This is a genomic window from Streptomyces sp. NPDC019890, assembly GCF_044903445.1.
GTDB lineage: Bacteria > Actinomycetota > Actinomycetes > Streptomycetales > Streptomycetaceae > Streptomyces.
The window spans coordinates 68,020-94,705 of sequence record NZ_JBJDQK010000006.1 but is presented as its reverse complement, the minus strand read 5'-3'; the positions used below and the strand labels follow the sequence as shown (position 1 = coordinate 94,705).

The following is a 26,686-nucleotide window of genomic DNA, read 5'->3' as shown; positions in this document are numbered from 1 at the left end:
GCGGTACGCCGCCGCGCGTGGGGCGGCGGCGCATCGTCATGGACGCGGGGCCATCGTCATGACCGCGGGGCCACCTTGCTCAGCCCGTTGATGATGCGGTCCATCGCGTCGCCGCCCGTCGGGTCGGTCAGGTTGGCCAGCATCTTCAGCGTGAACTTCATCAGTACGGGATGCGTCAGACCGCGCTGCGTGGCGATCTTCATGACCTTCGGGTTGCCGATGAGCTTCACGAAGGCGCGGCCGAGCGTGTAGTAGCCGCCGTAGGTGTCCTTGAGGACCTTGGGGTAGCGGTGGAGGGCCAGTTCGCGCTGGGCCGGGGTCTGCCGGGCGTGTGCCTGGACGATCACGTCGGCGGCGATCTGCCCGGACTCCATGGCGTACGCGATGCCCTCGCCGTTGAACGGGTTGACCAGACCGCCCGCATCGCCGACCAGCAGCAGGCCCTTGGAGTAGTGGGGCTGACGGTTGAAGGCCATCGGGAGCGCGGCGCCACGGATCGGGCCCGTCATGTTCTCCTCGGTGTAGCCCCAGTCCGCCGGCATCGAGGCGCACCAGGCCTTCAGCACCTCGCGCCAGTCCAGCTCCTTGAAGGAGGCGGAGGTGTTGAGCACGCCGAGGCCGACGTTGGAGGTGCCGTCGCCCATGCCGAAGATCCAGCCGTAGCCGGGCAGCAGCCGGTCCTCGCCCGGGCCGCGCCGGTCCCACAGCTCCAGCCAGGACTCCAGATAGTCGTCGTCGTGCCGGGGCGAGGTGAAGTACGTCCGTACGGCCACGCCCATCGGGCGGTCCTCACGCCGGTGCAGGCCCATGGCGAGGGAGATCCGGGAGGAGTTGCCGTCGGCGGCGACCACGAGCGGGGCGTGGAAGGTGACCCCGCGCTTGTCCTCGCCCAGCTTGGCGTGCACGCCGGTGATACGGCCGGTGCGCTCGTCGATGACCGGCGCACCCACATTGCACCGCTCGTACAGCCGTGCGCCCGCCTTCTGCGCCTGCCGGGCCAGCTGCTCGTCGAAGTCGTCGCGCTTGCGGACGAGTCCGTAGTCCGGGTAACTGGCGAGATCCGGCCAGTCCAGCTGGAGCCGCACACCGCCGCCGATGATCCGCAGGCCCTTGTTCCGCAGCCAGCCGGCCTCCTCGGAGATGTCGATGCCCATGGCGACCAGCTGCTTGGTGGCACGCGGGGTGAGGCCGTCGCCGCAGACCTTCTCGCGCGGGAAAGCGGTCTTCTCCAGGAGCAGAACGTCAAGTCCGGCCTTGGCCAGGTAGTACGCGGTCGTGGAGCCGGCCGGGCCTGCCCCGACGACGATCACATCGGCGGTGTTTTCGGAGAGGGGCTCGGTCACGGCGGGTTCTCCCGAAGACTCGATATTGCGTACCGAATGGCACAGGACATGTGCAGTCTATGGGTGCGAACTGATCCACAAACTGAAGGGTTCCCCCCTATGAGCAGGCCGCTCCCCGCCGTACAGCTGCGTGTGCCCACCGACGAGGACGCCCTGGCCTGGCACCGGATCTTCGCCGACCCGGAGGTCATGGAGTTCCACGGCGGCACATCGGCCGAGCTGTCGGTCTACGAGGAGCTGACCGCACGGCAGCGCAGACACGACGCCGAACGCGGCTTCTGCCTGTGGACGATGCTGGACGAGGACGGCGAGGTCATCGGCTTCACCGGGGCGCAGCCCTGGCCGTACGAGGGCTTCGGCCCGCGCGGCGAGATCGAGATCGGCTGGCGGCTGGCGCGGTCCGCGTGGGGAAAGGGCTACGCGACGGCCGCCGCCCGCACCACGCTGGAGCGGGTACGGGCGGCGGGGGTGGAGCGGGTGGTGGCGATGGTGGACGCCCTCAACGAGCGCTCCATCGCGGTGACCCGGCGGCTGGGGATGGAGCTCGCGGAGACGTTCACAACGCCGGAGTCGCGGCGGAAGGGGTACTGCTTCCGCCTGGAGCTCAGCTCGCTCTGAACGTGTTGAGCGCGGTCGAGAACACCACGTCCTTGTTCGCGTCCCAGAGTTCGGCGCGGCCTGCGGCGAGGATCGCGTACTCCGTGCCGTCCGCGGCGACGAACGCCTGGTCGATGACGTGCCGCTTCAGGGTGCCCTCGTCCGGCTCGGGGGTGTGGGTGAACTCCCACAGGGCGCCCGGCCGTCCCTGATAGGTGTTCTGGATCAGCTGACTGCGCTCGTACTGGGTCTCCGGGGTCCCCAGGTGCTTCTGCTCCAGGCCGAGGAAGTTCTCGTACGAGGACATCGGCGCGTTCTTGACGATGCCGATCTGGAGGTATTCGCCGCCGGTCGGGGCCTCGTAGAAGATCTGGCTGCCGGTCTGGCGGCGGCTCCAGCCGTCCATGACGCCGACGGTGAACCCGGCGGGGTCCTGCTTCAGCACGAAGCCCGCGGGGAGGGTGGCGGTGCCCGTCGGCTGCGTCGGCGAGGCAGACGGGGTCGGCGACTGCCGGGAGCCGGGGTCCTGGCTCGGCCGCGGGTCCGTCTTCGGGGACTCGGAGGGCGAGGCGACGGGGGGCTTGTTCTGGTTCTGGTGCTGCGTGTTGCCCGGCTTGTCGTTGTGCTTCTGCATGATCAGTGCGCCGGCCGTCGCTCCGCCGCCGATGAGGAACGCGACGGTGAGGGTGGCGGTCCAGAGGAGGACCTTGCGCTTGCGCTCGGCCGCGGGGACGGAGGCGGGGGCCACCGGAGCGGCGGCGGCGAGATGGACGGTGTGCGGGTCGTAGGCACCGGCCGCGTGGGTCTGGGCGGCGTAGGGCGGTACGACGCCGGCGGCGGCAGCCGGGTCGGTCACGGTAACCGGGGCGGCGGGGGCCGCGGGGGCGACTGGCGTCGCGGGAGCGGCCGACGCAGCCGGGTCCACCTGCGTGGGCGGAGCGGCCGGAGTGACCGGAGTGGCCGGAGTCCCCGCAGCGCCCGGGACATCCGGGCCCGCCGGAGTGCCCGGGGTCGCAGGGGCCGCCGGGGCGGCGGGGGCGGCCGGGGCGGCCGGGGCGGCGGGGGCGGCCGGGGCCGCTGCGAATCCCGGGGTCGCCAGGGGCTGGGCCCCAGGCGCCGCGTACGGCGCGACCGGCATGCCCGGGGCGTACGGCGGTACCGCGGGAGCAACCGTCGGCTGCCCGCCCGTCAGTTTCAGTACGTACGGGCCCAGGAACGTCGCCGCACCCACCCACAACAGGCCGAACAGCAGCGCGTCCGGGACACTCGGGGCGAATTCCGATGTGCCCCGGCCGCCCCAGTCCTCGATCCCGCCCGCGAGGTCCCCGCCGACCCCGCTGACGCCCATGAACAGCAGGATGAGCCCCAGCGAGAAACCCCCGGCCAGCAGCTGTTCGCGGCGGTCCGCCGAGCGGCGCGCCGCCCAGACACCCAGCGTCAGCGCGCAGACCGCGCCGAGGGCCAGCATCCCGGCGACCGCACCGCCGCCCCACACGTCCTTGATCTCGCCGAGCCCGAAACTGCCGTGCTCCGTACTGGAGCCGACCACGCTGAACTGTCCCTGGACGGCGAACTCGACAGGCACACCCCAGCTCAGCCCGAGTACCGCGAACCCGATGTTGGGCAGGATCGGCAGCGCGATCAGCAGGGCCGTGCCGTCCACGTCGTCCGCGTTCGCGTACACGACGAAGCCGACCAGGGAGCACAGCGCCACCACCGCGCCGAGCGCGCGCACCGAGGTACCGAGAGCCCGCACGGCCGACCGGGCCGCGGGCCGCTGCGCGAGCCACGCCGCGAGGTCGTCGCGCTGGAGCGCCCCGCAGCTCACCGCGAGCGAGATCCCCAGCGCACCGAGCGCCGCGAGCAGCGGGGACGAGGAGACCTCGACCCCCGCGATCTCGGGCTGCGCGAACAGCCCGAGGACCAGCACCACACCGGTGACCAGCAGCGAGAGCCGTACCGCCGCTTCCAGCCCCGCGCCGCGCGTACGCAGCATCCGCGCGCCCAGGTACACCGCGCCGATCCACAGCAGGGTCATCGTCAGCGGTACCAGGGAGAGCGAGGCCCCGCCCTGCACGATCTCGTCCGGGCTCCCGCCGCCCGAGGTGCCGGGGTATCCGCCGTCGCCGAAGATCCCGCCGGAGGAACCGGAGCCCGAGTCCGAGCCGAACGGCGAGGAGCCGCCCGTCGCCTTCACCTCGAAGCCGCCCCCGAACGCCTGCAGCAGCATCGCGAGCGCGATCCGCAGCCGGTCGCTCCAGCCGACGACGACCTCGTCGTCCTGGCCGTACGAGGGGATCGCGAGCGCCACCGCGAGCGCGAGCAGCAGTCCGCTCGGCCAGGCGGCCGCCTTCGCCGAGGACAGCCAGTCGCCGCGGAACACCCGGCCGAAGAAGGCCCCGACGGGCGAGGGCTGTGCTGGCCCCGGCCCATACGCGGGTACGGCCGGCAGCGCCGGAGGCAGCGCCGGTGGTTGCGGGCCCGCAGCCGCATCGGGCAAGCGCTCGCGCCCGCACTTCATGCAGAAGCGCGCCTCATCCGGGGATGGGTTGCCGCAGTGCGGGCAGTACGAGGCCATGGGCAGACTCCGGGGGACGAGCGGGGACAGGAACAGGGCGGATAAGCAAGCCGTAAACAAAAGTCGTAAACAACTGACTCATCTTGCCCGTCCGCCGGTTCCCGTCAACTCGCAGCTACGCAGCGCCACTTCAGGGTCCCGCCCGGGAGCGGCCCACGCCCGCGCGGGACGCGCTAGAAAATGGAAAGGCCGGTCAGCGTCGTGAAGCGGTCCAGCGCCGCGACGCCCGCCACCGAGTTGCCGCGCTCGTCCAGGCCCGGGCTCCAGACGCACAGCGTGCAGTGCCCGGGCACGACCGCGACGACCCCGCCGCCCACACCGCTCTTGCCCGGCAGTCCGACCCGGTAGGCGAACTCGCCCGCTGCGTCGTACGTACCGCAGGTGAGCATCACCGCATTGATCTGCTTGGCCTCGCTGCGGGTCAGCAGGCGCGAGCCGTCGGCCCGCAGCCCGTGGCGGGCCAGAAACCGGGCCGCCAGGGTCAGATCCGCGCAGCTCATCTCGATCGAGCACTGCCAGAAGTAGTGGTCGAGGAGCGTGGGAACGGGATTGGTGATATTGCCGTACGAGGCCATGAAGTGAGCCAGCGCGGCATTTCGGTCACCGTAGGTGGATTCGGACTCGGCGACCTCCGGGTCGAAGGCCAGCTCCGGATTGCCGCTCTCCTGCCGCAGGAATCCCAGGAGTTCGCTGCTCGCGTCGCCGGTCAGGGTCTGCAGACAGTCGGTGACGACGAGCGCGCCCGCGTTGATGAAGGGATTCCGCGGAATCCCGTTCTCGTACTCCAGCTGCACCAGCGAGTTGAAGGGATTGCCGGAGGGCTCCCGGCCGACCCGCTCCCAGAGACTGTCGCCGCCCTGGGCGAGCGCCAGCGCGAGCGTGAAGACCTTGGTGATCGACTGAGTCGAGAAGGGGCGCTGCCAGTCCCCGACTCCGTACACCTTGCCGTCCACATCAGCTATGGCCATGCCGAAGCGGTTCGGGTCGACGGAGGCGAGTGCCGGAATGTACGCGGCGGGCGTGCCGCTGCCGATCTGCGGTGCGACGTCCTGAGCGACCTGCTCCAGGACGGCCTGGTAGTCCAGCTGTTCCATGGCCTTACTGGGGCTTGGTGCCGCGGTGCAGTGCCACGATCCCGCCGGACAGATTCCGCCAGGCGACCTTGGTCCAGCCGGCCTGCTGCAACCGCTTCGCCAGACCGGCCTGGTCGGGCCAGGCGCGGATGGACTCGGCGAGATAGACGTACGCGTCGGGGTTGGACGAGACGGCCCGTGCCACCGGCGGCAGCGCCCGCATCAGGTACTCGGTGTAGACCGTGCGGAACGGCGCCCAGGTGGGCTGCGAGAACTCGCAGATCACGACCCGCCCACCCGGCTTGGTCACCCGGTACAGCTCGCGCAGCGCCGCGCCCGTGTCCTGCACATTGCGCAGCCCGAAGGAGATGGTCACGGCGTCGAAGACCCCGTCACGGAAGGGAAGCCGTGTCGCGTCCCCCGCGGTGAGCGGCAGCCACGGGTTGCGCTTCTTGCCCTCGCGCAGCATGCCGAGCGAGAAGTCGCAGGGCACGACGTAGGCGCCGGCTGCGGTGAACGGCAGCGAGGACGTGCCGGTGCCCGCGGCCAGATCCAGGATCTTCTGCGCCGGGCGGGCGTCCACAGCCTTGGCGACCTCCTTGCGCCACCGCCGGTCCTGACCGAGGGAGAGCACATCGTTGGTGAGGTCGTAGTTCGCCGCCACGTCGTCGAACATGGAGGCGACTTCGTGCGGCTGCTTGTCCAGGGTTGCTCGGGTCACGCACCCCATTGTGCCCCTCTGGCACGGTCAGGGTTCGAGCAGGGCGGCCAGGTCGAGCTCGACGGAGAACGGGAGCTCGGTGCTGAGCTTGTCCCGATGCACGGGATGCATGGGTGCCGGAAAGTAGGAGCGGGTATCCGGGTTCAGCCAGTACTCGTGCACAGCCAGCTTCCGATCCCGCTCCAGCTCGATGCGCCAGAAACAGGGCACCTTCGCCTCGGCGAACTGGGCGGGCTTGGAAATCCGGTCCTGGCCCTTGGAGCCGGGCGACATGACCTCCACCACGAGTGTCACCTTGCCCGCGGGCGTGCAGCGCACAGTGAACAGCTCGAGCCCACGCTTGTCGTAGACGACGACATCGGGCTTGATGGCCGTGGTCTCGTTGAGCTGCACACAGCGTTCAACCTCCGCTCGGAAGCCGTCGGGAGCAGCTGCTCGGAGGGCATCGCACACATTTCCCCGCACCACGTCATGCACCATCGTCGTCTCCCCACGGGCCACGATCACCCCGTCCACGAGGTCCCAGTCGAAGGGCAGCTCCAAGTCATTCACTTGGTCAACGGTCCAGCCCTCTGCGGGCGGGAACATCCAGTTGTCCTCGGTGGCCTGCTCGGTTCGACCGGTACTAGCCATGACTGCTCCCATGGACGAGAGTGTGGACGCATGTACGGAGCGCGGTCCGACGTTACCGCCACCCGAAGTGATGGACGGCCGCCTCGCTATTGACGCCGGAACACCAGGCGTCCGTCGAGGGCGGTGACCAGGCAGCGCCCGTCGTCCGCGAAAACCGCGAAGTCGGCGACGCCGGACGGGACCAGGACCCTGGGCCGGGGCCCGGTGGGAGCTTGCGGGTAGTACCGGATGCCGGAGCGTTCGACGGCCGCCCGGACCGCGGGGCGGGTGAAGGGACCCGCGAGCACGGTGGTCCCGGCCGCCAGCAGTCGCTGCACCCCGCGCCGGGCGCTCGCGCCCCACCGGGTGTCGGTCATCCCGAGCACGCCGAGAGCGTCCCCGGTGAGCGGTTCGGTACCCAGCTCGTCGGCCTCCCGCGGGTCGGGCCAGTACGTGGACTCCAACAGGGCGACCGCGTCCGGTTCGTACCGCCCGGGGGTGAGGATCCCGTCCCACTCCCGGACCCTGGCCCGGTCGCCGTACGCCGCGAACAGCTCCTCGTACGGCCCGATCGCGGCGAACCGCGCGCCCTCGACGACAACGGCATGCCCGAGGTCGGTCTCCGCGGCGCGCGGATGGTCGGCGGTGAGCCGCACTCCGCGCACCCGGTGAAGTGTCAGCATCGAGGCCTCAGTTGGAGGCGAGCAGCTTCAGCTCGGGATGCGCCGTGCCGCCCGCGATCGCCGTCGAGGAGATGTGCGAGGCCACGCGCTCGTCGACCGGGTCGTCCGCCGGATCTTCGTGCACCACGATGTGCTCGTACGTCGTCGTCCGCTGGGCCGGCACCCGGTCCGCCTTGCGGATCATGTCGATCATCTCGATCAGGTTGGAGCGGTGCTTCGCACCGGCCGACGAGACGACGTTCTCCTCCAGCATGATCGAGCCCAGGTCGTCCGCCCCGTAGTGCAGCGTCAGCTGGCCGATCTCCTTGCCCGTGGTCAACCACGAGCCCTGGATGTGCGCGATGTTGTCGAAGAACAGCCGGGCGATCGCGATCATGCGCAGGTACTCGAAGATGGTGGCCTGCGTCTGGCCCTTGAGGTGGTTGTTCTCGGGCTGGTACGTGTACGGGATGAAGGCGCGGAAGCCGCCCGTCCGGTCCTGCACGTCGCGGATCATCCGCAGATGCTCGATCCGCTCGGCGTTGGTCTCGCCGGTGCCCATCAGCATCGTGGACGTCGACTCGACGCCCAGCCCGTGCGCGGTCTCCATGATCTCCAGCCACCGCTCGCCGGACTCCTTGAGCGGGGCGATCGCCTTGCGCGGCCGCTCGGGCAGCAACTCGGCGCCTGCGCCCGCGAAGGAGTCGAGACCGGCGGCGTGAATGCGCGAGATCGCCTCCTCGACGGACACCTTGGAGATCCGGGCCATGTGCTCGACCTCGGACGCACCGAGGGAGTGGATGACCAGCTGCGGATACGCCTTCTTGATCGCGGCGAAGTGCTTCTCGTAGTACTCGACGCCGTAGTCCGGGTGGTGCCCGCCCTGGAACATGATCTGGGTGCCGCCCAGTTCGACGGTCTCGGCGCAGCGCCGCAGGATGTCGTCGAGGTCGCGGGTCCAGCCCTTGGCGGTGTCCTTGGGCGGGGCGTAGAAGGCGCAGAACTTGCAGGCCGTGACGCACACATTGGTGTAGTTGATGTTGCGCTCGATGATGTACGTCGCGATGTGTTCGGTCCCCGCGTAACGCCGCCGCCGCACGGCGTCCGCCGCCGCGCCGAGCGCGTGCAGCGGCGCGCTGCGGTACAGCTCCAGCGCCTCTTCGGGAGTGATCCGCCCACCCTCGGCAGCACGGTCCAGCACGGACTGAAGGTCGGCCTTCTCGGTCACCGGGTGTCACCTTTCGGCGGTTTTTCAGAGCATCTGCGGGCCGGTCCAGCCTACGCCAGCCGCTGCGACGGCCTGCGGCCGGTCACGACCCGCGGGTCCGGTCAGTCCGCCCGGTCGGACCGTCCGTCAGTCCGCCCGGTCGGGCCGTCCGTCAGTCCGCCCGGTCAAGGAGCGCACGCGGGTTGCCTGCCCGCGGTTCCTCGGAGGTGTACTCGAGCCGGGCCCCGGTGAGCTTCAGCTTCACCGAGTGCGTGCCCGGCGTGCAGTGGTTGCCCGCCCTGCCGCTGGACGTGCCGTCGGCGACAAGCTGCGTCGCGGTCGCGCTTCGCAGCACGATTTTGTCCTCGCAGGCGAAGTTCCCCAGGGCGTCGAACTGGGTGACGGTGCCTACCTTTGCGCCCGCCTTGCCGGGGCCGACGACGACCGAGAAGGTCCCGGCCGCGATCTTGCTGCCGGCGAACTCGACGTCGAAGGGGCCCTTCCAGGTACCGATGAAGGCCTTGGGCACCTCGTTCGGCACCGAGCTTTCGGCAGCCGGCGGGCGCGCCGCCACGTCGCCCGCGTCGCCGTCCGAGCCGTGCGACGGCCACAGGTCGAGCAGGAAGCCGGCGCCGATCGTGACCGCGGCCAGTGCGGCCGCGATCGTCAGGGTCACGGTGCAGCTCACCTTCCGGCGGCCGCGGCCCGGCAGCTTTTCCGCAGGCCGCTCCGGCGTGTGCGGCCGCGCGTCCCGCGGCGGTTCCACCGGCTCGACGGGCGGGCCGAAGGTACCTATCGCCGGGCTGCTGAAGGCGACCGGGCCCGAGACGGCGTCCGCGACCGGCGCGGCCGTGGGCTCCAGGTCCAGCAGCCTGACCGCCGACCGGCTGACCTCTTCGACCAGCGGGCCCGGCAGCCAGCCGGAGCCGGCCGGCCCGGCCGCGCCGCCGGGGGCCAGCCTCTCCACGATCTGCGCGGGCGCGGGCCGCGCCGCCGGGTCCTTCGCCAGACACTGCGCGACGAGCTCCCGCAGATCGCCCTCCAGGGAACCCAGTTCGGGCTCCTCGTGCACCACCTTGTAGAGCAGCGCCGCCGATGAGTCGCCCGGGAAGGGGGCCTCGCCCGTCGCCGCGTACGCGAGCACCGCGCCCAGCGAGAAGACGTCCGCCGCGCCCGTGACGCCCTTGCCGAGGATCTGCTCCGGCGACATATAACCGGGCGAGCCGACCGAGACGCCGGTGGAGGTGAGTGAGGCCGTGCCGTCGGTGGCCCGAGCGATCCCGAAGTCGATCAGCCGCGGACCGTCCAGCGTGAGCATCACATTGGAGGGCTTCACATCCCGGTGCACCAGATCGAGGCCGTGCACGGCCGCCAGCGCCTCCGCGAGGCCCGCGCCCAGCACCCGTACCGAATCCGCGGGCAGCGGACCGTGCCCGGCGACGGCCTGGGACAGCGCGGGACCGGCGACGTATCCGGTGGCCACCCACGGCACCGTCGCCTCGGGGTCCGCGTCGAGCACCGGCGCCGTCCACCGGCCGCCGACCCGCCGCGCCGCCGCCACCTCGCGCCGGAACCGCGCCCGGAACTCCTCGTCCAGCGCGAAATGGGGGTGGACGACCTTCACCGCGACCGTACGGCCCCCGGCGCTGCGCCCGAGATAGACGCGGCCCATCCCGCCCGCACCCAGCCTGCCGAGCAGCCGGTACGCACCGACGCTCTGCGGCTCGCCCGGATCCAGCGGCTGCATCTGCACTCCCCCGATTGCCTTACCTGCTACGGCGATTGTCCTACCAGCTCCGGCCCTTCAGCCTAGAGGCGTCGTGTCCGGCATCACGAGGATTCCTGGCGCCGCGGAGCCAACCGAACCGGGTGCGGCGCCATCTCTCTGGGCGTAAATCACACCGGTTGTCCGAAACACCGCTCGGAGTCCCCATGAAACGCCTGCCCAAGGCCCTCATAGCCGCCGTCGCCCTCGGCTCTGTCGCGCTCGTCGCGGGCTGCTCGGACGAGGGCGATCCGGTCTCCTTCGACGGCCCCACCGCCCAGGCCCCCGCCGGGCAGCAAGGCGGATCCGGCGGCCGCAAGGGCAATAACGCGACGTCGGAAGCCGCGGCCAAGACCCTGCTGCCGACCGGCCCCAAGGCGTCCTTCACCACCCAGAACAGCCTCGACGACGGCACCAAGATCGGCGTCACCACGCTGGACGGCAAGAAGTCCGGCTTCCGGGGCAAGGTCTGGGTCTGGGCCCCGAAGGAGTACTTCGACGCCACGTACGCGAACAGCGGCTTCCCTGTCCTGATCGCCCTCCCCGGCGGCAACGGCTACCCCAAGAACTACTGGATGGGCACCGACCTCAAGCTGCAGAGCAGCATCAGCAAGTGGTCGAAGGAGGGCAAGAGCCTGCCGTTCATCGTGGTCATGCCGGTGCTGAACCCGGACGCCAAGTACTACTACGACGGCAGCGACATCCCCGGGCAGCCCAAGATGGGCACCTGGATGACCGAGGACGTGCCCGACTTCGTGAGGGCCAACTTCCGCACCTTCAAGTCCCGCGACGGCTGGGCCTTCATGGGCTCCTCGTCCGGTGCGTTCGTGGGCCTCAAGTCCGTGCTGCAGCACCCGGACAAGTTCAAGGCCGTGATCGCCTCGGGCCCGGACACCGTCCCGGACTCGCCGCTCTGGGCCGGCCACGAGACCCAGCGCCGGGCCAACAACCCGGAGAAGCTCGCCAAGGCGCTGTCCGCCAAACCCGACACCAAGGACAACGACGTCTATCTGGCCTTCCAGATCGGCACGAAGGAGTCGGGGGTCAAGCGCGTCAAGCGCTTCATCCGCGACTACGGCAAGGGGCCGGTCAAGACCCGCCTCCAGCTCATCCAGGACGGCGAGCACAACGCCAAGACCTATGTGAAGGGCATGGAGGACGGATCCATCCAGTGGATCAGCGAGCACATGCAGGCGCCCATCCCTTCGTCCTAGCCGCCACCGGGAGCCGGGTCGCAACCGGCCGCCGCCCCCGGCTGTCGCAACCGGCCGCCGCCCCCGGCTGTCGCTACCGGCCGCCGAGCAGCTCGACCGCCACGTCCGCGGGGAACCCCGTCGTGGGACCGGTCCGCCGCGCGAACTCCCGTACGCCGGCGAGCTGCTCGGGACCGAAGCGGAAATCCAGCGTGCGGAAGTAGCGCTCCAGGAGCTGCGCGTCGAAGGACTCCCAGCGCGCGGCCTGTTCGGCGACCTTGACGACCTCCTGGAGCGAGAGGTCCCGCGAGGCGAGGAAGGCCTCGTGCACCTCGCGTACGACCGCCGGCTCGCGCGCCAGATACTCCTTGCGCGCCGCCCACACCGCGAAGACGAAGGGCAGCCCGGTCCACTCCTTCCACATCAGCCCAAGATCGTGGACCGTGAGACCGAGCCGGGGCGCGTCGTGCAGCGAGGCACGCAGCGCGGCGTCCCCGATCAGCACGGCCGCCTCCGCCTCCTGCATCATCAGGCCGAGGTCGGGCGGGCACGTGTAGTAGTCGGGCGTCACCTTGTACTGCTCGGCCAGCAGCAGCTGGGCCAGCCGTACGGACGTACGCGAGGTGGAGCCGAGCGCGACCCGCCCCCCGTCCAGATGCTCCAGCGGCACCTGGGAAACGATCACGCACGACATCACAGGACCGTCGCAGCCGACCGCGAGATCGGGGAAGGCAACGAGCTGGTCGGCATTGCGCAGGAATTCCACAAGAGTGATCGGCGCGATGTCGAGTTCGCCGCGCACCAGCCGCTCGCTGAGCTTTTCCGGGGTGTCCTTGGTCAGCTCGAGATCGAGGAGAGTTCCGGTACGCGCCAGCCCCCAGTAGAGGGGCATGCAGTTCAGGAACTGGATGTGTCCGACGCGGGGCCGGATCCGAGGGTGGTCGGATGCTGGGCTTTCTCCAAGACTGTCCACATCGTGAGGCTAGACCTGTGGCGCAGGGCGGGCGGCGCCGGGGCGGTGCGCACCCCCTCCGAGCTGCGGTTCATCGGCGATTCGTCAGCAGAACCAAGATCGCTTCAAACGTCCGGGTGACGTGATCTTTCCCTCTACCGCTGCGCCCACGCTGCGTGCTAGGCTCATCGCAAGTTGCAGTTTGGTTTCCCTTGCAGTACAGAGCCTGCGGAGCATGTAACCCGCAGGCTTTTGTAGTTTTCAGACTTCTTGCAGGTTCTGGAGCAGGGCAACCCTTTGGCCCAAGGAGGGCTTATGGCTACCGGAACCGTCAAGTGGTTCAACGCTGAAAAGGGCTTCGGCTTCATCGCCCAGGACGGCGGCGGCCCGGATGTCTTCGTCCACTACTCCGCGATCAACGCGTCTGGTTTCCGCTCTCTCGAGGAGAACCAGGTCGTGAACTTCGACGTCACTCAGGGCCCGAAGGGCCCGCAGGCGGAGAACGTCACCCCGGCCTAGTCAGCCAGGGTCGGCGATCGCGCACGACTTAGCAGTACCAAGGAGCCCCGTCCCCTGTGGAACGGGGCTCCTGCCTTTTTGGGCGGGTACCCGCTCCGCGAGGGCCCTGCGGCGGCCTCGTACGCCCGCCTACGATGGAACGACGAAACGGGAGGAGCGGACCGTGACCGAACGCAAGCCCCCTGGTGTCAGCTTCGAATCGTGGGTCGACAAGCAGATCCGGGACGCTTCGGAGCGCGGGGACTTCAAGAATCTGCCGGGCTTCGGAAAGCCCCTGCCCGACGACACGGCCCCGTACGACGAATTGTGGTGGGTCAAGGGCAAGATGCACCGCGAGGGCGTCTCGGTGCTGCCTCCCGCGCTCGCCCTGCGCAAGGAGGCCGAGGACGCGCGGGAGTCGGTCGACCGGGCCGTCACGGAGTCCCAGGTGCGCCGCATCCTCACCGACGTCAACGAGAAGATCGAGGCGGCGATCCGCCGCCCGCCGCCGGGGCCGCCGTTGGGCATCATGCCCTTCGACATCGACGCGGTCGTACGGGAGTGGCACGCCGCCCGCGCCGATTAGGACCTGTCCGGCCGATCTTGCCGGGCGCCGGGGCGGCACATCGTGGCGGTCGGCTTCGTGCCGCTCAGCGGCGCGGCTGCGGCAGGGCGGGAAGCTTCTCGTCGTACAGCCACATCCTGAACAGACCGTCCAGCGGATGCGCCGAGTGCCGCTGCGCCAGCGCGATGAACTCCTCGGTCCGCACCACGCCGTGGCGGTGCGTCGTGGTCCACTCACGCAGCAGCGATACGAACGCCGCGTGCCCGATCACCGTGCGCAGCGCGTGCAGCGTCAGGCCGCCGCGCTCGTAGACCCGGGCGTCGAACAGCCGCCGCTGGCCGGGGTGGGCAATGCGGATGTCCTGGCGCATCAGGGCCAGCCGAGCTCGGGACTTGGCCGCGATCGCGGCCGCCGACGGTCCTCCGGAGACCTCGGACCAGAGCCACTCGGCGTACTTCGCGAAGCCCTCGTTGAGCCAAATGTCCCGCCAGTCGGCAACGGTCAGGCTGTTGCCGAACCACTGGTGGGCGAGTTCGTGCGCGACCAGGCGCTCGCTGCCGCGCCGCCCGTCCAGATGGTTGGCGCCGAAGATCGACAGGCCCTGCGCCTCGACGGGCACGTCCAGTTCCTCGTCCACCACCACGACGGCGTAGTCGTCGAAGGGGTAGGGGCCGAAGAGGTCCGTGAAGGCGGTCATCATCTGCGGCTGCCGGGCGAAGTCGCGCTCGAAGCGGTTGAGCAGACTCCGGGGCACGGCGGCCGGCTGCGGCACCCTGCCCGCGTGCGCGACATCGACCAGTTCGTACGGGCCGATCTGGACGGTCGCCAGATAGCTGGCCATCGGCGCGGACTGCTCGTACACCCAGGTGGTGGTGGAGGCGCTGATCGTACGGGAGGTGAGGCCACCGTTGGCGACCACGGTGTACGGGGTCGGGGCGGTCACCGCGATCCGGTAGCGGGCCTTGTCGTCGGGGCGGTCGTTGCACGGGAACCAGGACCGCGCGCCGGTCGGCTGCGAGGCCACCAGCGCCCCCTCCTCCAGCTGTTCCCAGCCGAGGTCACCCCAGTCGCGGGTGCGGACGGGGCGGGGGACGCCGGTGTAGCGCACCTCGACGGTGAACGCGGCCCCGGCCCGCAGCGGCCGGGCGGGCCGCACCCGGAGCTTGTCGTCCCGGTGCGTGTACCGGGCCGGGCGGCCGCCGTCCACCAGGACCCGGTTGATCCTGAACGGGCCGAGATCGAGGGCGACTTCGGACAGCTGGCGTTCGGCGACTGCGCTGATCCTGGCCCGGCCGGAGAGCCGTCCGGTGTGCGGACGGTAGTCCAGCTCCAGGTCGTACGCCGTGGTGCGGTAGCCGCTGTCGCCGTGCTGCGGGAAGTACGAATCCGTCACCCTCGTGCGTCCTTTGTGCTGTTGCGCGCTGTTGCTCTGGTACGTCACTGCTTCCATGCAGCGATCGGGTTGCCCAGCCAGCGGGTGCCCGCGGGCACGCTCTCCCCGCGCATCACCAGCGACGCCGGACCGACCGCCGCGTGGTCACCGATGACCGCGCCGGGCAGCGCGATGCCGTGCGGACCGAGCGTCGCGCCCGCTCCGAGTACGACATTGTCCATACGCATGATCCGGTCATGGAAGAGGTGCGTCTGTACAACACACCCCCGATTGACACTGGCGCCGCCGCCGACGGTGACGAGGTCGGCCTCCGGCAGCCAGTAGGAATCGAACCAGGCCCCGCGGCCGATGCGGGCGCCGAGGCCGCGCAGCCACAGATTCATCAGCGGCGTGCCGGAGATCGCACCGACCAGCCACGGCACGGCGAGCACCTCGACAAAGGTGTCCGCGAGCTCGTTGCGCCACACGAACGACGACCACAGCGGGTGCTCGACCGCCCGGAAGCGGCCCACCAGCAGCCACTTGGCGGCGATCGCGACGACGCAGGCCGCAAGGCCGCAGACGAGGAGGAGCCCGCCGCCGGACAGCACCGCGAGCAGGACGCCGACGCGGCCGGCCAGCAGACCGAAGGCCACCAGCGCGAGCACGGCGAGCGCCGCGCCGCACATGACCGGCACGATCCGGCAGAGCTCGACCGCCGCGCGCGCCCACATCAGCCGCTTGGGCGGGTCGAACGTACGGCTCTGGTCGCCCTTCTCGGCCGCCCGGGGCAGCTTCATCGGCGGCATGCCGAGCCAGGAGCTGCCCGCCTTCGCCCGCTTCGGGGTCGCCGACAGCACACCGACCAGGCCGCGCTTGGGGACGGAGCGGCCCGCGGCGGTCATCCCGGAGTTGCCGAGGAAGGCCCGCTTGCCGATGCGGGCCTCGGCGATACGGAGCCAGCCGCCGCCGAGTTCGTAACTCGCCACCATCGTGTCGTCGGCGAGGAACGCGCCGTCGCCGACCGTCGTCATCGCGGGCAGCGCCAGCACGGTCGACGCCTCGACCCGGCGGCCGACCTTCATACCGAGCGCCCGCAGCCACACGGGCGTGAACAGGCTCGCGTACAGCGGAAAGAGATGTACCCGGGCCATGTCCATCAGCCGCTCGGTCGCCCATGCCTGCCAGGCGACCCGGCCGTGGACGGGGTGGTAGCCCTCGCGCAGGCCGATGCTGAGCAGCCGCACTCCGGCGAGGACGATCAGCGCGTAGCTGGCCACGGCAACAACCGTCGCGACCGGCACGGCGGTCAGGGCGGCCGTCAGCGCCTCGCCGAAACCGGTGCGGCCACGCAGGAACAGGCCGATCACCAGCAGCCCCGGCAGCGCCGCGAGTGCGGGCAGCAGTCCGAGAAGCAGTGAGGTCAGCGAGTAGACCCCGATCCAGCGGCGCCTGCGGGGCGGGCGGCCTTCGGGGAGATTGCGGTTGGCCTTGCCCTTCCGCGTGGCGGGCACACCCGAGAAGCGCTCGCCCGCCGGGACCGTCCCGGTCACGCCCGACCCGGCGGCGATCTCGGCCCGCTTGCCGATCCGCGCGCCGGGGAAGAGCGTGCTGCGGGCCCCGACGGTGGCGGCCGCACCGATCCGGATGTCGCCGATGTGCAGCCGGTCGCCGTCGAGCCAGTGCCCGGACAGATCCACCTCGGGCTCGACCGCGCAGCCCTTGCCGAGCCGCAGCATGCCCGTCACCGGCGGCAGGGCGTGCAGATCGACGCCCTCGCCGATGCGGACGCCGAGGGCCCGTGCGTAGTACGTGAGCCAGGCTCCGGCGAGGCTGGTCGCGCCGCTCACGTCGGCGAGGCGTTCCGCGGTCCACAGCCGCAGATGGACGGAGCCGCCGCGCGGATATGTGCCGGGGCGCAGGCCGCGCAGCAGCAGCCGCGCGCCGCCCGCCGCGATCACGATCCGGCCGGCCGGGCTGAGGACCAGCAGCCAGCCGAGCGCCAGCCACCACCAGGACACGGCCGGCGCCCAGGGGAGGCCGATGACGTTGTTGACGGCGGCCGCGACCACGCCCCAGCGCAGCCCGGCCACGCCGAACAGCGGCAGCAGAAGCAGCAGTTGCGCGAGGCCGGTACGGCGCGGCACCGGGCGTATCTCGCGGGTGTGCGCGCCGGAGGTGGAGGTCTCCTCCAGTGTCCGGGCGAGCGCGCCGAGGGTCGGGTTCTGGTAGATGTCGCCGACCGACCCGGTGGCGTACCGCTCCCGGATCCGGGACACCAGCTGCGCCGCGGCCAGGCTGCCGCCGCCGCTCGCGAAGAAGTCCGCGTCGGGGCCGCTCACCGGCGCGCCGAGGAGGTCGGCCCACTGCTCGGCGAGCCAGGCCTCGGCGGGCGTGAGCTCGGCGGTCTGCCCGTCCGGCGTCTCCAGGCTGGACAAGGGCCACGGCAGCGCGGCCCGGTCCACCTTGCCCGAGGTACGGGTGGGCAGGGTGTCCACGACGGCGAGCAGCGGCACGAGAGCGGCGGGCAGCTCCTTGCGGAGCCGCGCGACGGCGTCGGCGTGATCGAAGGGCACGGTTTCGAAGGGCAACGCGTCGCCGACCACGTCGCACGCGACGGCGCCTTCGGCGGGCGGGGCGGACTCGACAGCGTCGGCCACCGGGCCGGAGGCCGTGGCGCCGGGGTTACGGTCCGCTGTGCCCGCGGCCGGGCCGCCGGGCGCGGCGTTCTCGACAGCATCGGCCCCACCGGAGCCGGAGGCCGCGCCGTCCGCACTGTCCGTGCCGTCCGCACTGTCCGTGCCGTCCGTGCCGTCCGCGCCGTCCGCGCCGTCCGCGCCGTCCGCAGCGGACGCGGGTCCGCTCGGCACCACATAGCCCACCAGCAGCTGATGCCCCGCGCCCGTCGTGCGGACCGCGGCCGCCGCCCCCGCGACGCCCGGCAGCGCCTGCAGCGCCGCGTCGATCTCACCGAGTTCGATGCGCCGGCCGCCGAGCTTGATCTGCTCGTCGGCGCGGCCGACGAAGAGCAGGCCGTCCGCCTCGGCCCGGACCAGGTCGCCGCTGCGGTAGGCGCGGGCCCAGCCGAGCGCGGGCAGCGGGGCGTACTTCTCGGCGTCCTTGTCGCCGTCCAGGTAGCGGGCCAGGCCGACGCCACCGATGACGAGCTCACCGCTCTCGCCCATCGGCACGACCTCGCCGCGGGCGTCCACGACGGCGAGCTCCCAGCCGTCGAGCGGCAGCCCGATCCGCACCGGCCCCTCGCCGGTCAGCGGCGCGGCGCAGGCGACGACGGTGGCCTCGGTGGGGCCGTAGGTGTTCCAGACCTCGCGCCCTTCGACGGCCATGCGCTCGGCCAGCTCGGGCGGGCATGCCTCGCCGCCGAATATCAGCAGGCGTACGTCGTCCAGTGCCTCGGCGGGCCAGAGCGCGGCGAGCGTGGGAACCGTCGACACGACGGTGATGCGCTGCTCGACCAGCCAGGGGCCGAGGTCCAGGCCGGTCCGCACGAGCGAGCGGGGAGCGGGCACCAGGCACGCCCCGTGCCGCCAGGCCAGCCACATCTCCTCGCAGGAGGCGTCGAAGGCGACGGAGAGCCCGGCCAGGACGCGGTCGCCGGGGCCGAGCGGCTGCCCGGCCAGGAAGAGCCGGGCCTCGGCGTCGACGAAGGCGGCGGCGCTGCGGTGGCTGACGGCGACGCCCTTGGGCTTGCCGGTGGAGCCGGAGGTGAAGATGATCCACGCGTCGTCGTCGGGTCCGGGCCGGCTGCCGTGGCGCCCGCCCGCCGGGCCCGGCGCCTCGATCCGGCGCCCGGCGCCGATGACGGCGCCGACCGCGGCCTCGGAGAAGACCAGCTCGGCGCGCTCGTCGGGGTCCTCGGCGTCGACGGGGACGTAGGCGGCACCGGCGGCGAGCACGGCGAGGATCGACACATAGAGGTCGGCGGTCCCGGAGGGCACCCGCACACCGACCCGGTCGCCGACGCCTATCCCGGCGTCGGCGAGACGCAGTCGCAGCGCCTCGACCTCAGCGAGCAGTGCCCGGTAGCTGAGCGGCGCCGTGCCGTCGTCGACGGCTGCTGCGTCCGGGTGACGCCGGGCGGTCTCGTCGAGGATGTCCAGCAGGGTGCGTTCAGGAGCGGCGGCACCGGCGGCGAACAGGGCCGGTGCGGGCGCTTCGTCCAGCAGCGGATCGAGAAGAGTCGGGGACTCCGGGGCCACGGTCATACAGCGCACCGTTCGCCGGCCGACAGGACGTGTGGTGCGGGTTTGCTCCGGTGGTCACCGGGCTGGCTCGTACGCATCTCTCACTCTCCGTCGTCGTGTGGAGTGCGCTGCGAATCCCCATTCCGCGCACGGCAAACGAGGAGTTTATCCAGCGTTGACCCGACTCGCCTGGTGTGCAAGGCACAGGCCACGGGCGGCGCCCGACCGGCCCGTACCCCCTCGAAGCAGCATCGCCCCTGTTCGGGACGGCGATGCGCGATGCCCTACGCGCCGGTAGCCGGACCCGCTCCGAACCTCAACTGTGGCGAACCGCACTCGCGCGACCACCCTGAGTTCACCCGACGCGCCCCGGCAACCGCCCCCGTCGGCCCCGTCGGAGCATCTCAGCGGGGAGACCAGCACTCACCCTTCATGAGGCCCCCCAGCCCCGTCCAGGCGAAGTTCATCAGCGTCCCCGCGGCTTCCTTCGCCGAGAGGCCCTCGGTCTCGTTCGCCCACCCCGCGAGCGACTCGGCGGCGCCCACCAGCGCCTGCGCAAGACCCGCCACATCGCGACGGGCGAGCTCGGGGTCCCGGTGCCTCTCGCGCGCCGCGGCGCCGATCAGAACGGTCACGTATGCCAGCATCTCGTCCCGCATCGCCGACACCTCCGCGGCGAACGGCTCCCCGTGCGTACGCGCCTGACGGTGCAACACCGCCCAGCCGTCCGGGTTCTCGGCGGTGTGTGTGAAGAACGCGGCAAGTCCCGCCCACAGTTGACGGTCCGCCGGCAGCCCCGGCTCGACCCCGGCCTGGACGGCGGCGATCAGCGCCTCCGCCTCACGCCGGATGCACGCCGTGAAGAGCTCTTCCTTGGAGTTCAGGTACAGATAGACCAGGGGCTTGGAGACCCCTGCGAGCTCCGCTATCTCGTCCATCGAGGCCGCCCGGTAGCCGCGCTGCCCGAAGGTCTGCACGGCGGCGTCCATCATCTGCCGCTCGCGCACGGCGCGCGGCATCCGTTTGGCCCTCGCGCCCTTCACAGCACCCATGTTCAGCAATCCTCCCGCCCCACACCCCGACTCCGCGGTAAGCCTACGGCCACCGCAGAACGGGCGGGACGCGGCCGGGACGCGGGGCGGCCCCCGCCGCACTCGCCGCACAAGACGACGCGTGCTGCACCCGCGGAACGGGCACAGCACGCGTCGTCACGAGCTCGACCAGGTCAGTACTGCAACCGGGCCGGAACCACTACCCGAGTCAGGAGAACTTCTTGCCCTTGACGCTGGGGATGACACCCTTCACGTCGCTCTGGTCAACGGCCGACCGGAGCACGAGGGCCGGCGTGACCTGCTGCGTCCAGACCTCGGTGCAGGCGAAGCTCGGCACCGCCACCGGCGGAGGCCCGGGCGACACGAAGGTCAGCGTGCAGGTGGTCTCCCACACCTCTCCGCCCTCGGTCGACACCTGGACCGATGCCGTGCCCGGCGTCCCGTTGCTGGACACCGAGATGCCGCAGGCGTCCGTCGGGAAGGTGTCGCCCGTGTTGCTGATGTTCTCCCAGTCGTAGACACCGCCGGGGACCGTCCGGATGCCTGCGAACGCGACCCCGTTGATGAGCGCGGCGCTGAACTGGTGGGTGGTGACCACCGGGGCGACCACGAGGGGGTTGAAGGTGTCGATGTCGTTGCACGGACCCGTCGGACCGGTGTCACCCGTGGCACCGTCCAGACCGTCAAGTCCGGCAGGACCAGTCGGACCCGTGGGACCGGTCGGACCCGTCGGACCCGTGGGACCGGCCGGACCTCGGGGACCCGTCGGACCGGTGTGGCCCTTCGGCCCCTCCGGCCCTCGCGGACCCCTCGGACCGCGGTCGGCTACGGTCATTTCGTGGCCCGCGGGGGCCGCGATGGTGGTTCCGGCGTTCGCCTTGACGCTCTCCGCCGTGGCGATCGCGGGGCTCGCGATCCCCGACAGCACGAGGGCGAGCGACGCGATCGATCCGCCGGTCACCCAGGCACGCCGCCTCGGAAGCGGGCCCAGAGGGGACTTGGTCCTGTTCTCAGGACTCATACACTGCTCCTTCTTGAACCGGTTTGAGTGAAGCTCCGGAAGCGAGTTCGGGCTTCCCTCGGCATCATCGGTTCGCGGACGCAACGCCTTGAGAGGCTCGCGGAGCTATCAACGCAATGGCCTATGAGAGACACACCAATGGACGTACGCAGACGCGAACGCTGCACGGCCGTCGGCGTGCCGTCGCCCCGCCAACAGGTGTGCTGCATAGGGTCGCCGCCGGACCGACCCGCCGGAAAAGGGTGATGCCCGTGAAGCCGTCCGTGTGCCTGTGCATGATCGTCAAGAACGAGTCGAAAGTCATCGAGCGATGCCTCGCCTCCGTACGGGACTTGGTGGACACCTGGGTCATCTCCGACACCGGCTCGACCGACGGAACCCAGCAGCTGATCCGTTCGGCACTGGACGGCATCCCGGGCGAACTGCACGAGGAGCCGTGGGTCAACTTCGGCCACAACCGGACCCTGAACATCAGACACGCCCGCGGCAAGGCCGACTATCTGCTCCTCCTCGACGCCGACCACGTGATCCGGCAGGACGGGCCGCTGCCCCGGCTGACCGCCGACTCGTACATGCTGCGGCACGAAGGCGCGTTGGAGTACCGCATCAAGCGCCTGGTCCGAGGGTCCATCGCCTGGCGCTACGAGGGCGTCACCCATGAGTACCTCACCGCCGACCGCCAGGGCGCCCAGCAGAATCTCGACGCGCTCGTCATCGAGGACTTCGCCGACGGAGGCTCACGGCACGACAAGTTCGAGCGCGACGCGCGCCTGCTGAGCGCCGAACTCGAGCGCAATCCCGCCGACTCCCGCACGGTCTTCTATCTGGCACAGACCATGCGCGACATGCGCAGGACCGACGAGGCGATCGCCCTGTACGAGCGCCGCGCGCAGATGGGGGGCTGGCTCGAGGAGGTGTACTACTCGCTGTTGCAGGTCGGCATCCTCAAAGCCGATTCCGACGACTGGCCGGCCGCCATGGACGCCTTCTCCCGCGCCTGGGAGTCCCGCCCGCAACGGCTCGAAGCCTGTTACGAACTGGCGTCGCGGCTGCGCAAACTTGGCCGCCATCATGCCGCGCACGCGTTCGTCTGCGCCGCACTCGGCAAGGCGCAGCCGGACGACCTGCTGTTCATCCAGCCTTGGGTGTACCGCTGGGGGCTGCTGTTCGAGTTCTCGATCACCGCCTACTGGGTGGGCGACTACCTCCGCTCGCTCCAGGCGTGCGACAGCCTTCTCGCGCTGCCCGACGTGCCCGACGCGTTTCGCAAGCAGACGATCGCCAACCGCGAGTTCGCCGCTCAGCGTCTCGCCGCGGTTCCCGAGCCGGCGCAGCGCGCTGGGCGGCAGCCCGTCCGGACGCGGCCGCAGCGCTCTGCCGTTCCCGCGGGAAAGAGACGCGGCAACTGACGCGACGTCTGGACTCGGCGCCTACTGGACGGCGCCGTCCTCCTGCGAACGGTTCGCCTCAAAACGGGCCTTCGCCTCGTCGATCTTGGGTGCGAGCTGCTCGGACATCGCGTCGCGCTGCTTGCGCAGCAGTACGAAACTCAGCGGCGCGGAGAGCACGAGCGCGAGCAGGACGACCCAGACGAAGTTCGAGTCGCCCAGTCCCTTGGGCAGCACGCCGACCTGGACCAGGCCGCCGACGACGACGAGGCAGCCGATGAAGATGGCCAGGCGCAGGGTGGTGTACCGGATCGCGGCGCTCGACTTGGCAGCGGACACGGTGGGCCTTCTCTCTCGTACGACGGCTCGTGCCTGTCCAGTGAAGCACGCCGGGCAAAAGGGGCGGACCGCAGGGGCTCGATGAGGGGTGGCGGCCGGGCGGCGGACGAGCGATCCAGGGTGATCAGTTCAGCGGGAGCAGCATCACGATGTCGTCGCGGTCGTCGCCCTCGGCAACCCGGATCGCGCCGGGCACCCGCCCGACCTCCTTGTAGCCGCAGGCGGCATAGAAACGGTCGACGCCGGTGCCGCCGCGGCAGGTGAGCCGTATCGCCTCGATGCCGTCGAAGCCGCGGGCGGCCTCGGCCACCGCGGCCATCAGATCGCGGCCGTACCCCGCACCCTGGTGCCGGGGGTGGACCATGACCGTGTACAGCCAGACCCAATGCCGCATCAGCCGGTGGGTGTTGTACGTGAAGAAGGCGGTGGCCGCCACGGCGCCTTCCTCGTCGTACCCGACAAGCAGCCGAGTCCGTCCTCCGGCCATCGAGGCCAGATGCTGCACCAGCTCCGGCCGCACGGCGTCGGCATCAACGGGTGGCACAAAGCCGACGGAACCACCGGCATTGGACACATCGACCCAGAGCGCGACGATCCCGTTCCGCAGGTCACGGTCGATCGGTGGGTCCAGCCGAAACGTAAGGGGCATGGAGGGATGCTAGCCATTACCACGCCGCCGCCTCAACCGGTGTCCACCACGCGACTTGGGCCTGTCTTTCGGATCAGGCCGGATCAGTGAGCGGGGTCTGGTGCGTGCAGATGCAAGGCGGAGGATGGAGCCCACGCGGTGGGGGCACCTCCCGTGCCCGAAGGGCTACGGGGGAGTAGGCGACTGACGACAACGCAGCAGATGTGCGTGCCAGGGCACGCGAGCCCGGCAAGATCCGGAAGACAGGCCCCAGCCCCGGCCTGGGGCCGGGGCTTGTGACGACGACGCGCTGAGGGAGCCCCGCGCGTCAGACTCGCATCGGCTGCGGCGACTCACGGCGGTCGGCGTCCGGGCCCGGGTACTCGCGGATGACCTCGTAGCGCGTGTTCCGCTCCACCGGGCGGAAGCCCGCGTCGCGGATCAGGTCGAGCAGATCGTCGCGGGTCAGCTTGTTCGGCGTGCCGTAGTTGTCCGCGTCGTGCGTGATCTTGTACTCGACGACCGAGCCGTCCATGTCGTCGGCGCCGTGCTGCAGCGCAAGCTGGGCGGTCTGCACGCCGTGCATCACCCAGAAGACCTTGACGTGCTGGACGTTGTCGAACAGCAGCCGCGAGACCGCGAAGGTCTTCAGCGCCTCGGCGCCGGTCGCCATGGTCGTCCGCGCCTGAAGGCGGTTACGGACCTTGCCGTCCTTCATGTCCACGAAGTCGTGCTGGTAACGCAGCGGGATGAAGACCTGGAAGCCGCCGGTCTCGTCCTGGAGTTCCCGCAGCCGAAGGACGTGGTCGACCCGGTGCCTGGGCTCTTCGATGTGGCCGTACAGCATCGTGGAAGGGGTCTTGAGACCCTTCTCGTGCGCGAGCCGGTGGATGCGCGACCAGTCTTCCCAGTGGGTGCGGTGGTCGACGATGTGCTGCCGGACCTCCCAGTCGAAGATCTCGGCGCCGCCGCCGGTCAGCGATTCCAGACCGGCCTCGATCAACTCGTCGAGGATCTCGCTCGCGCTCAGCCCCGAGATCGTCTCGAAGTGGTGGATCTCGGTGGCGGTGAAGGCCTTCAGGGAGACGTTCGGCAGGGCCTTCTTCAGCTCGGAGAGCGAGCGCGGGTAGTAGCGCCACGGCAGGTTGGGGTGGAGCCCGTTGACGATGTGCAGCTCGGTGAGGTTCTCGTTCTCCATCGCCTTGGCGAGGCGGACGGCCTCCTCGATGCGCATGGTGTACGCGTCCTTCTCGCCCGGCTTGCGCTGGAACGAGCAGTACGCGCACGACGCGGTGCACACGTTCGTCATGTTGAGGTGGCGGTTGACGTTGAAGTGGACGACGTCGCCGTTCTTGCGCGTGCGCACCTCGTGGGCGAGACCGCCGAGCCAGGCCAGATCGTCCGACTCGTAGAGGGCGATGCCGTCCTCGCGGCTCAGCCGCTCACCGGCCCGGACCTTCTCCTCCAGCTCGCGCTTGAGCCCCGCGTCCATATACGGCCCGCCTCCTGTATGTCTCGTGCTGTGTCTTCCGGGGGCCACCCCCCGGACCTCCGAGCGCTCCGTCAACCGTACTTCCCCCCGCACTTTTCAAGCGGGGGACCCCCGTTGGCGTGCCGCGTCAGCCCTGCTCGGGCAGATCCCCGACCCGGTTCTCCCACTTGGTGGAGAGCACGATCGTGGTGCGCGTCCGCGAGACTCCCCGCGTGCCGGAGAGCCGGCGGATCGTCTTCTCCAGGCCGTCCACGTCGCTCGCCCGCACCTTGAGCATGTACGAGTCGTCGCCCGCGATGAACCAGCAGTCCTCGATCTCGGCGAGGTCCTTCAGCCGGCGTGCCACGTCCTCGTGGTCGGCGGCGTCGGAGAGGGAAATGCCGATCAGGGCGGTGACGCCGAGGCCGAGCGAGGCTGCGTCGACGGTGGCGCGGTAACCCGTGATGACGCCTGCCGCCTCAAGGCGGTTGATGCGGTCGGTGACGGAGGGCCCGGAGAGCCCCACGAGCCGGCCGAGCTCGGCGTACGAGGCCCTGCCGTTCTCCCTGAGGGCCTGGATGAGCTGCCTGTCCACCGCGTCCATATGTCTGGACCCTTCCATTATTCAACAATCTCGCAAGTCTACTTTAGAATCCAAGGTGCGCAGGGTCAACACCCTGTGAATCTTTCACACTTTCCGCGGCGATCCTTCAAACCGCACGGCCCGCCGCGCCAAGAAGCGCTAGTCCGGGCTAATCGGGACTAATCCGCACGAGAACCACCCAGCTCTCCCTCCCAACGGCGGTACAGCTGATGCGGCACCCCGGCCGCGTCCAGCACCCGCCCCGCGACGAAGTCCACCAGATCCTGGATGTGCGTCGCCCCCGCATAGAACGCCGGAGAGGCGGGCAGCACCACGGCGCCCGCTTCGTCGAGCGCCACCAGATGTCTGAGTGTCCCTCCGTTCAGCGGGGTCTCCCGCACCGCGACCACAAGCCGTCGCCGCTCCTTGAGCGTCACGCTCGCGGCACGCTGCAGCAGATCCTTCGAGAGCCCGAGCGCGACCCCGGCCACACACGCCGTCGACGCGGGCACAATCAGCATCCCCTTGACGGGATACGAGCCCGAGGACGGCCCGGCGGCCAGATCCCCCGCGGCCCAGTGCCGTACGTCGTCGACGTCCACCCGGAAGGTGCCCGGCTTCCCGTCGGCCCCGCGCGCCAGCCACTCCCGCAGATCGTCGCGCCAGTGCGCGTCGCGGAAGGCGATCCCCGTCTCGTCGAGCAGAGTCAGCCGCGAGGCCCGGCTGATCACCAGGTCCACGCTCTCGCCCGCGGCCAGCAGCCCACGCAGCACGGCGGCGGCATAGGGAGTCCCGGACGCACCGGATACCCCCACCACCCACGGGGTGCGCTTGGCGTCGTTCATGCCGTTGAGCCTATCC

The 26,686-nt window shown here is 70.6% G+C and carries 23 protein-coding genes; 5 read left to right on the top strand and 18 right to left on the bottom strand.

All coding sequences use genetic code 11. From position 1 onward, the window contains the following. Positions 1-56 precede the first annotated feature (56 nt). Positions 57-1,343: a geranylgeranyl reductase family protein gene (locus ACI2LP_RS17990; RefSeq protein ID WP_404725489.1), complete on the bottom strand. Its 1,287-nt coding sequence runs from the start codon at positions 1,341-1,343 to the stop codon at positions 57-59. 99 nt (positions 1,344-1,442) lie between these two features. Between ACI2LP_RS17990 and ACI2LP_RS17985 the strand changes: the two genes are divergently transcribed. Continuing rightward, positions 1,443-1,961, top strand: a complete 519-nt coding sequence (locus tag ACI2LP_RS17985; protein WP_404725488.1) for a GNAT family N-acetyltransferase — start codon at positions 1,443-1,445, stop codon at positions 1,959-1,961. Here ACI2LP_RS17985 and ACI2LP_RS17980 read toward each other — a convergent pair. From ACI2LP_RS17980 to ACI2LP_RS17950, 7 genes are all read right to left on the bottom strand, one after another. Next, complete coding sequence (locus ACI2LP_RS17980) at positions 1,948-4,518, bottom strand: zinc-ribbon domain-containing protein (protein ID WP_404725487.1); 2,571 nt, start codon at positions 4,516-4,518, stop codon at positions 1,948-1,950. The genes ACI2LP_RS17985 and ACI2LP_RS17980 overlap by 14 nt on opposite strands. A 173-nt stretch (positions 4,519-4,691) precedes the next feature. Further along, complete coding sequence (locus ACI2LP_RS17975) at positions 4,692-5,603, bottom strand: glutaminase (protein WP_404725802.1); 912 nt, start codon at positions 5,601-5,603, stop codon at positions 4,692-4,694. A 13-nt stretch (positions 5,604-5,616) separates the two neighbouring features. Further along, positions 5,617-6,312, bottom strand: coding sequence for a demethylmenaquinone methyltransferase (locus tag ACI2LP_RS17970; protein ID WP_404725486.1), 696 nt, complete (start codon positions 6,310-6,312; stop codon positions 5,617-5,619). Between the two features lie 27 nt (positions 6,313-6,339). After that, positions 6,340-6,945 carry a Uma2 family endonuclease gene (locus ACI2LP_RS17965; RefSeq protein ID WP_404725485.1) on the bottom strand — a complete coding sequence of 202 codons (606 nt, stop codon included), beginning with the start codon at positions 6,943-6,945 and terminating at the stop codon, positions 6,340-6,342. An 86-nt stretch (positions 6,946-7,031) separates the two neighbouring features. Then, complete coding sequence (locus tag ACI2LP_RS17960; RefSeq protein WP_404725484.1) at positions 7,032-7,607, bottom strand: hypothetical protein; 576 nt, start codon at positions 7,605-7,607, stop codon at positions 7,032-7,034. A 7-nt stretch (positions 7,608-7,614) separates the two neighbouring features. Further along, positions 7,615-8,814 (bottom strand): cyclic dehypoxanthinyl futalosine synthase, encoded by a 1,200-nt coding sequence (gene mqnC, locus ACI2LP_RS17955; RefSeq protein ID WP_404725483.1) that lies wholly within the window; start codon positions 8,812-8,814, stop codon positions 7,615-7,617. 151 nt (positions 8,815-8,965) lie between these two features. Beyond that, entirely contained in the window at positions 8,966-10,540 is a 1,575-nt protein-coding gene (locus ACI2LP_RS17950) for a serine/threonine-protein kinase (protein WP_404725482.1), read from the bottom strand. Positions 10,541-10,725: 185 nt separating this feature from the next. Between ACI2LP_RS17950 and ACI2LP_RS17945 the strand changes: the two genes are divergently transcribed. Further along, positions 10,726-11,772, top strand: a complete 1,047-nt coding sequence (locus ACI2LP_RS17945; RefSeq protein WP_404725481.1) for an alpha/beta hydrolase — start codon at positions 10,726-10,728, stop codon at positions 11,770-11,772. A gap of 73 nt (positions 11,773-11,845) precedes the next feature. Here ACI2LP_RS17945 and ACI2LP_RS17940 read toward each other — a convergent pair whose 3' ends face one another. Next, positions 11,846-12,724, bottom strand: a complete 879-nt coding sequence (locus ACI2LP_RS17940) for a menaquinone biosynthetic enzyme MqnA/MqnD family protein (RefSeq protein ID WP_404725480.1) — start codon at positions 12,722-12,724, stop codon at positions 11,846-11,848. Between the two features lie 294 nt (positions 12,725-13,018). On the opposite strand from ACI2LP_RS17940, the gene ACI2LP_RS17935 reads away from it, so the two are divergent. Both ACI2LP_RS17935 and ACI2LP_RS17930 read left to right on the top strand, forming a co-directional pair. Beyond that, positions 13,019-13,222: a cold-shock protein gene (locus tag ACI2LP_RS17935; RefSeq protein ID WP_003967102.1), complete on the top strand. Its 204-nt coding sequence runs from the start codon at positions 13,019-13,021 to the stop codon at positions 13,220-13,222. A 163-nt stretch (positions 13,223-13,385) separates the two neighbouring features. Beyond that, complete coding sequence (locus ACI2LP_RS17930) at positions 13,386-13,787, top strand: DUF1992 domain-containing protein (RefSeq protein WP_404725479.1); 402 nt, start codon at positions 13,386-13,388, stop codon at positions 13,785-13,787. A gap of 64 nt (positions 13,788-13,851) precedes the next feature. Here ACI2LP_RS17930 and ACI2LP_RS17925 read toward each other — a convergent pair whose 3' ends face one another. The 4 genes from ACI2LP_RS17925 to ACI2LP_RS17910 form a co-directional block, all read right to left on the bottom strand. Beyond that, positions 13,852-15,159 carry a M1 family metallopeptidase gene (locus ACI2LP_RS17925; protein ID WP_404725478.1) on the bottom strand — a complete coding sequence of 436 codons (1,308 nt, stop codon included), beginning with the start codon at positions 15,157-15,159 and terminating at the stop codon, positions 13,852-13,854. A gap of 44 nt (positions 15,160-15,203) precedes the next feature. Beyond that, a complete protein-coding gene (locus ACI2LP_RS17920) occupies positions 15,204-19,364 on the bottom strand; it encodes a Pls/PosA family non-ribosomal peptide synthetase (protein WP_404725477.1) in 4,161 nt (1,386 codons plus the stop codon). Positions 19,365-19,747: 383 nt separating this feature from the next. Further along, positions 19,748-20,395, bottom strand: coding sequence for a TetR/AcrR family transcriptional regulator (locus tag ACI2LP_RS17915; protein ID WP_404725476.1), 648 nt, complete (start codon positions 20,393-20,395; stop codon positions 19,748-19,750). Between the two features lie 208 nt (positions 20,396-20,603). After that, a complete protein-coding gene (locus ACI2LP_RS17910) occupies positions 20,604-21,416 on the bottom strand; it encodes a hypothetical protein (RefSeq protein ID WP_404725475.1) in 813 nt (270 codons plus the stop codon). Between the two features lie 251 nt (positions 21,417-21,667). On the opposite strand from ACI2LP_RS17910, the gene ACI2LP_RS17905 reads away from it, so the two are divergent. Beyond that, entirely contained in the window at positions 21,668-22,825 is a 1,158-nt protein-coding gene (locus ACI2LP_RS17905) for a glycosyltransferase (protein WP_404725474.1), read from the top strand. Between the two features lie 21 nt (positions 22,826-22,846). On the opposite strand, the gene ACI2LP_RS17900 is transcribed toward ACI2LP_RS17905, so the two are convergent. The 5 genes from ACI2LP_RS17900 to ACI2LP_RS17880 all read right to left on the bottom strand — a co-directional run bounded on the left by ACI2LP_RS17900 (position 22,847) and on the right by ACI2LP_RS17880 (position 26,670). Next, positions 22,847-23,143 carry a DUF4229 domain-containing protein gene (locus tag ACI2LP_RS17900; protein WP_404725473.1) on the bottom strand — a complete coding sequence of 99 codons (297 nt, stop codon included), beginning with the start codon at positions 23,141-23,143 and terminating at the stop codon, positions 22,847-22,849. A 124-nt stretch (positions 23,144-23,267) separates the two neighbouring features. Next, positions 23,268-23,792, bottom strand: coding sequence for a GNAT family N-acetyltransferase (locus tag ACI2LP_RS17895; protein ID WP_404725472.1), 525 nt, complete (start codon positions 23,790-23,792; stop codon positions 23,268-23,270). A gap of 307 nt (positions 23,793-24,099) precedes the next feature. Continuing rightward, the gene (gene mqnE / locus ACI2LP_RS17890) at positions 24,100-25,263 is read right to left on the bottom strand and encodes an aminofutalosine synthase MqnE (RefSeq protein ID WP_404725471.1); all 1,164 of its coding nucleotides are present in this window, start codon (positions 25,261-25,263) and stop codon (positions 24,100-24,102) included. A 127-nt stretch (positions 25,264-25,390) separates the two neighbouring features. Beyond that, positions 25,391-25,846 (bottom strand): Lrp/AsnC family transcriptional regulator, encoded by a 456-nt coding sequence (locus ACI2LP_RS17885; protein ID WP_360874493.1) that lies wholly within the window; start codon positions 25,844-25,846, stop codon positions 25,391-25,393. A gap of 158 nt (positions 25,847-26,004) precedes the next feature. After that, entirely contained in the window at positions 26,005-26,670 is a 666-nt protein-coding gene (locus tag ACI2LP_RS17880) for a UbiX family flavin prenyltransferase (protein WP_404725470.1), read from the bottom strand. Between the last annotated feature and the right edge of the window lie 16 nt (positions 26,671-26,686).

Coding starts and splice junctions, on each gene's coding strand:
- ACI2LP_RS17920 (WP_404725477.1), bottom strand. CDS start 19,364: ATGACCGTGGCCCCGGAGTCCCCGACTCTTCTCGATCCGCTGCTGGAC.
- ACI2LP_RS17895 (WP_404725472.1), bottom strand. CDS start 23,792: ATGCCCCTTACGTTTCGGCTGGACCCACCGATCGACCGTGACCTGCGG.
- ACI2LP_RS17880 (WP_404725470.1), bottom strand. CDS start 26,670: ATGAACGACGCCAAGCGCACCCCGTGGGTGGTGGGGGTATCCGGTGCG.
- ACI2LP_RS17915 (WP_404725476.1), bottom strand. CDS start 20,395: ATGGGTGCTGTGAAGGGCGCGAGGGCCAAACGGATGCCGCGCGCCGTG.
- ACI2LP_RS17980 (WP_404725487.1), bottom strand. CDS start 4,518: ATGGCCTCGTACTGCCCGCACTGCGGCAACCCATCCCCGGATGAGGCG.
- mqnE (WP_404725471.1), bottom strand. CDS start 25,263: ATGGACGCGGGGCTCAAGCGCGAGCTGGAGGAGAAGGTCCGGGCCGGT.
- ACI2LP_RS17960 (WP_404725484.1), bottom strand. CDS start 7,607: ATGCTGACACTTCACCGGGTGCGCGGAGTGCGGCTCACCGCCGACCAT.
- ACI2LP_RS17910 (WP_404725475.1), bottom strand. CDS start 21,416: ATGAGTCCTGAGAACAGGACCAAGTCCCCTCTGGGCCCGCTTCCGAGG.
- ACI2LP_RS17965 (WP_404725485.1), bottom strand. CDS start 6,945: ATGGCTAGTACCGGTCGAACCGAGCAGGCCACCGAGGACAACTGGATG.
- ACI2LP_RS17945 (WP_404725481.1), top strand. CDS start 10,726: ATGAAACGCCTGCCCAAGGCCCTCATAGCCGCCGTCGCCCTCGGCTCT.
- ACI2LP_RS17950 (WP_404725482.1), bottom strand. CDS start 10,540: ATGCAGCCGCTGGATCCGGGCGAGCCGCAGAGCGTCGGTGCGTACCGG.
- ACI2LP_RS17885 (WP_360874493.1), bottom strand. CDS start 25,846: ATGGACGCGGTGGACAGGCAGCTCATCCAGGCCCTCAGGGAGAACGGC.
- ACI2LP_RS17935 (WP_003967102.1), top strand. CDS start 13,019: ATGGCTACCGGAACCGTCAAGTGGTTCAACGCTGAAAAGGGCTTCGGC.
- ACI2LP_RS17985 (WP_404725488.1), top strand. CDS start 1,443: ATGAGCAGGCCGCTCCCCGCCGTACAGCTGCGTGTGCCCACCGACGAG.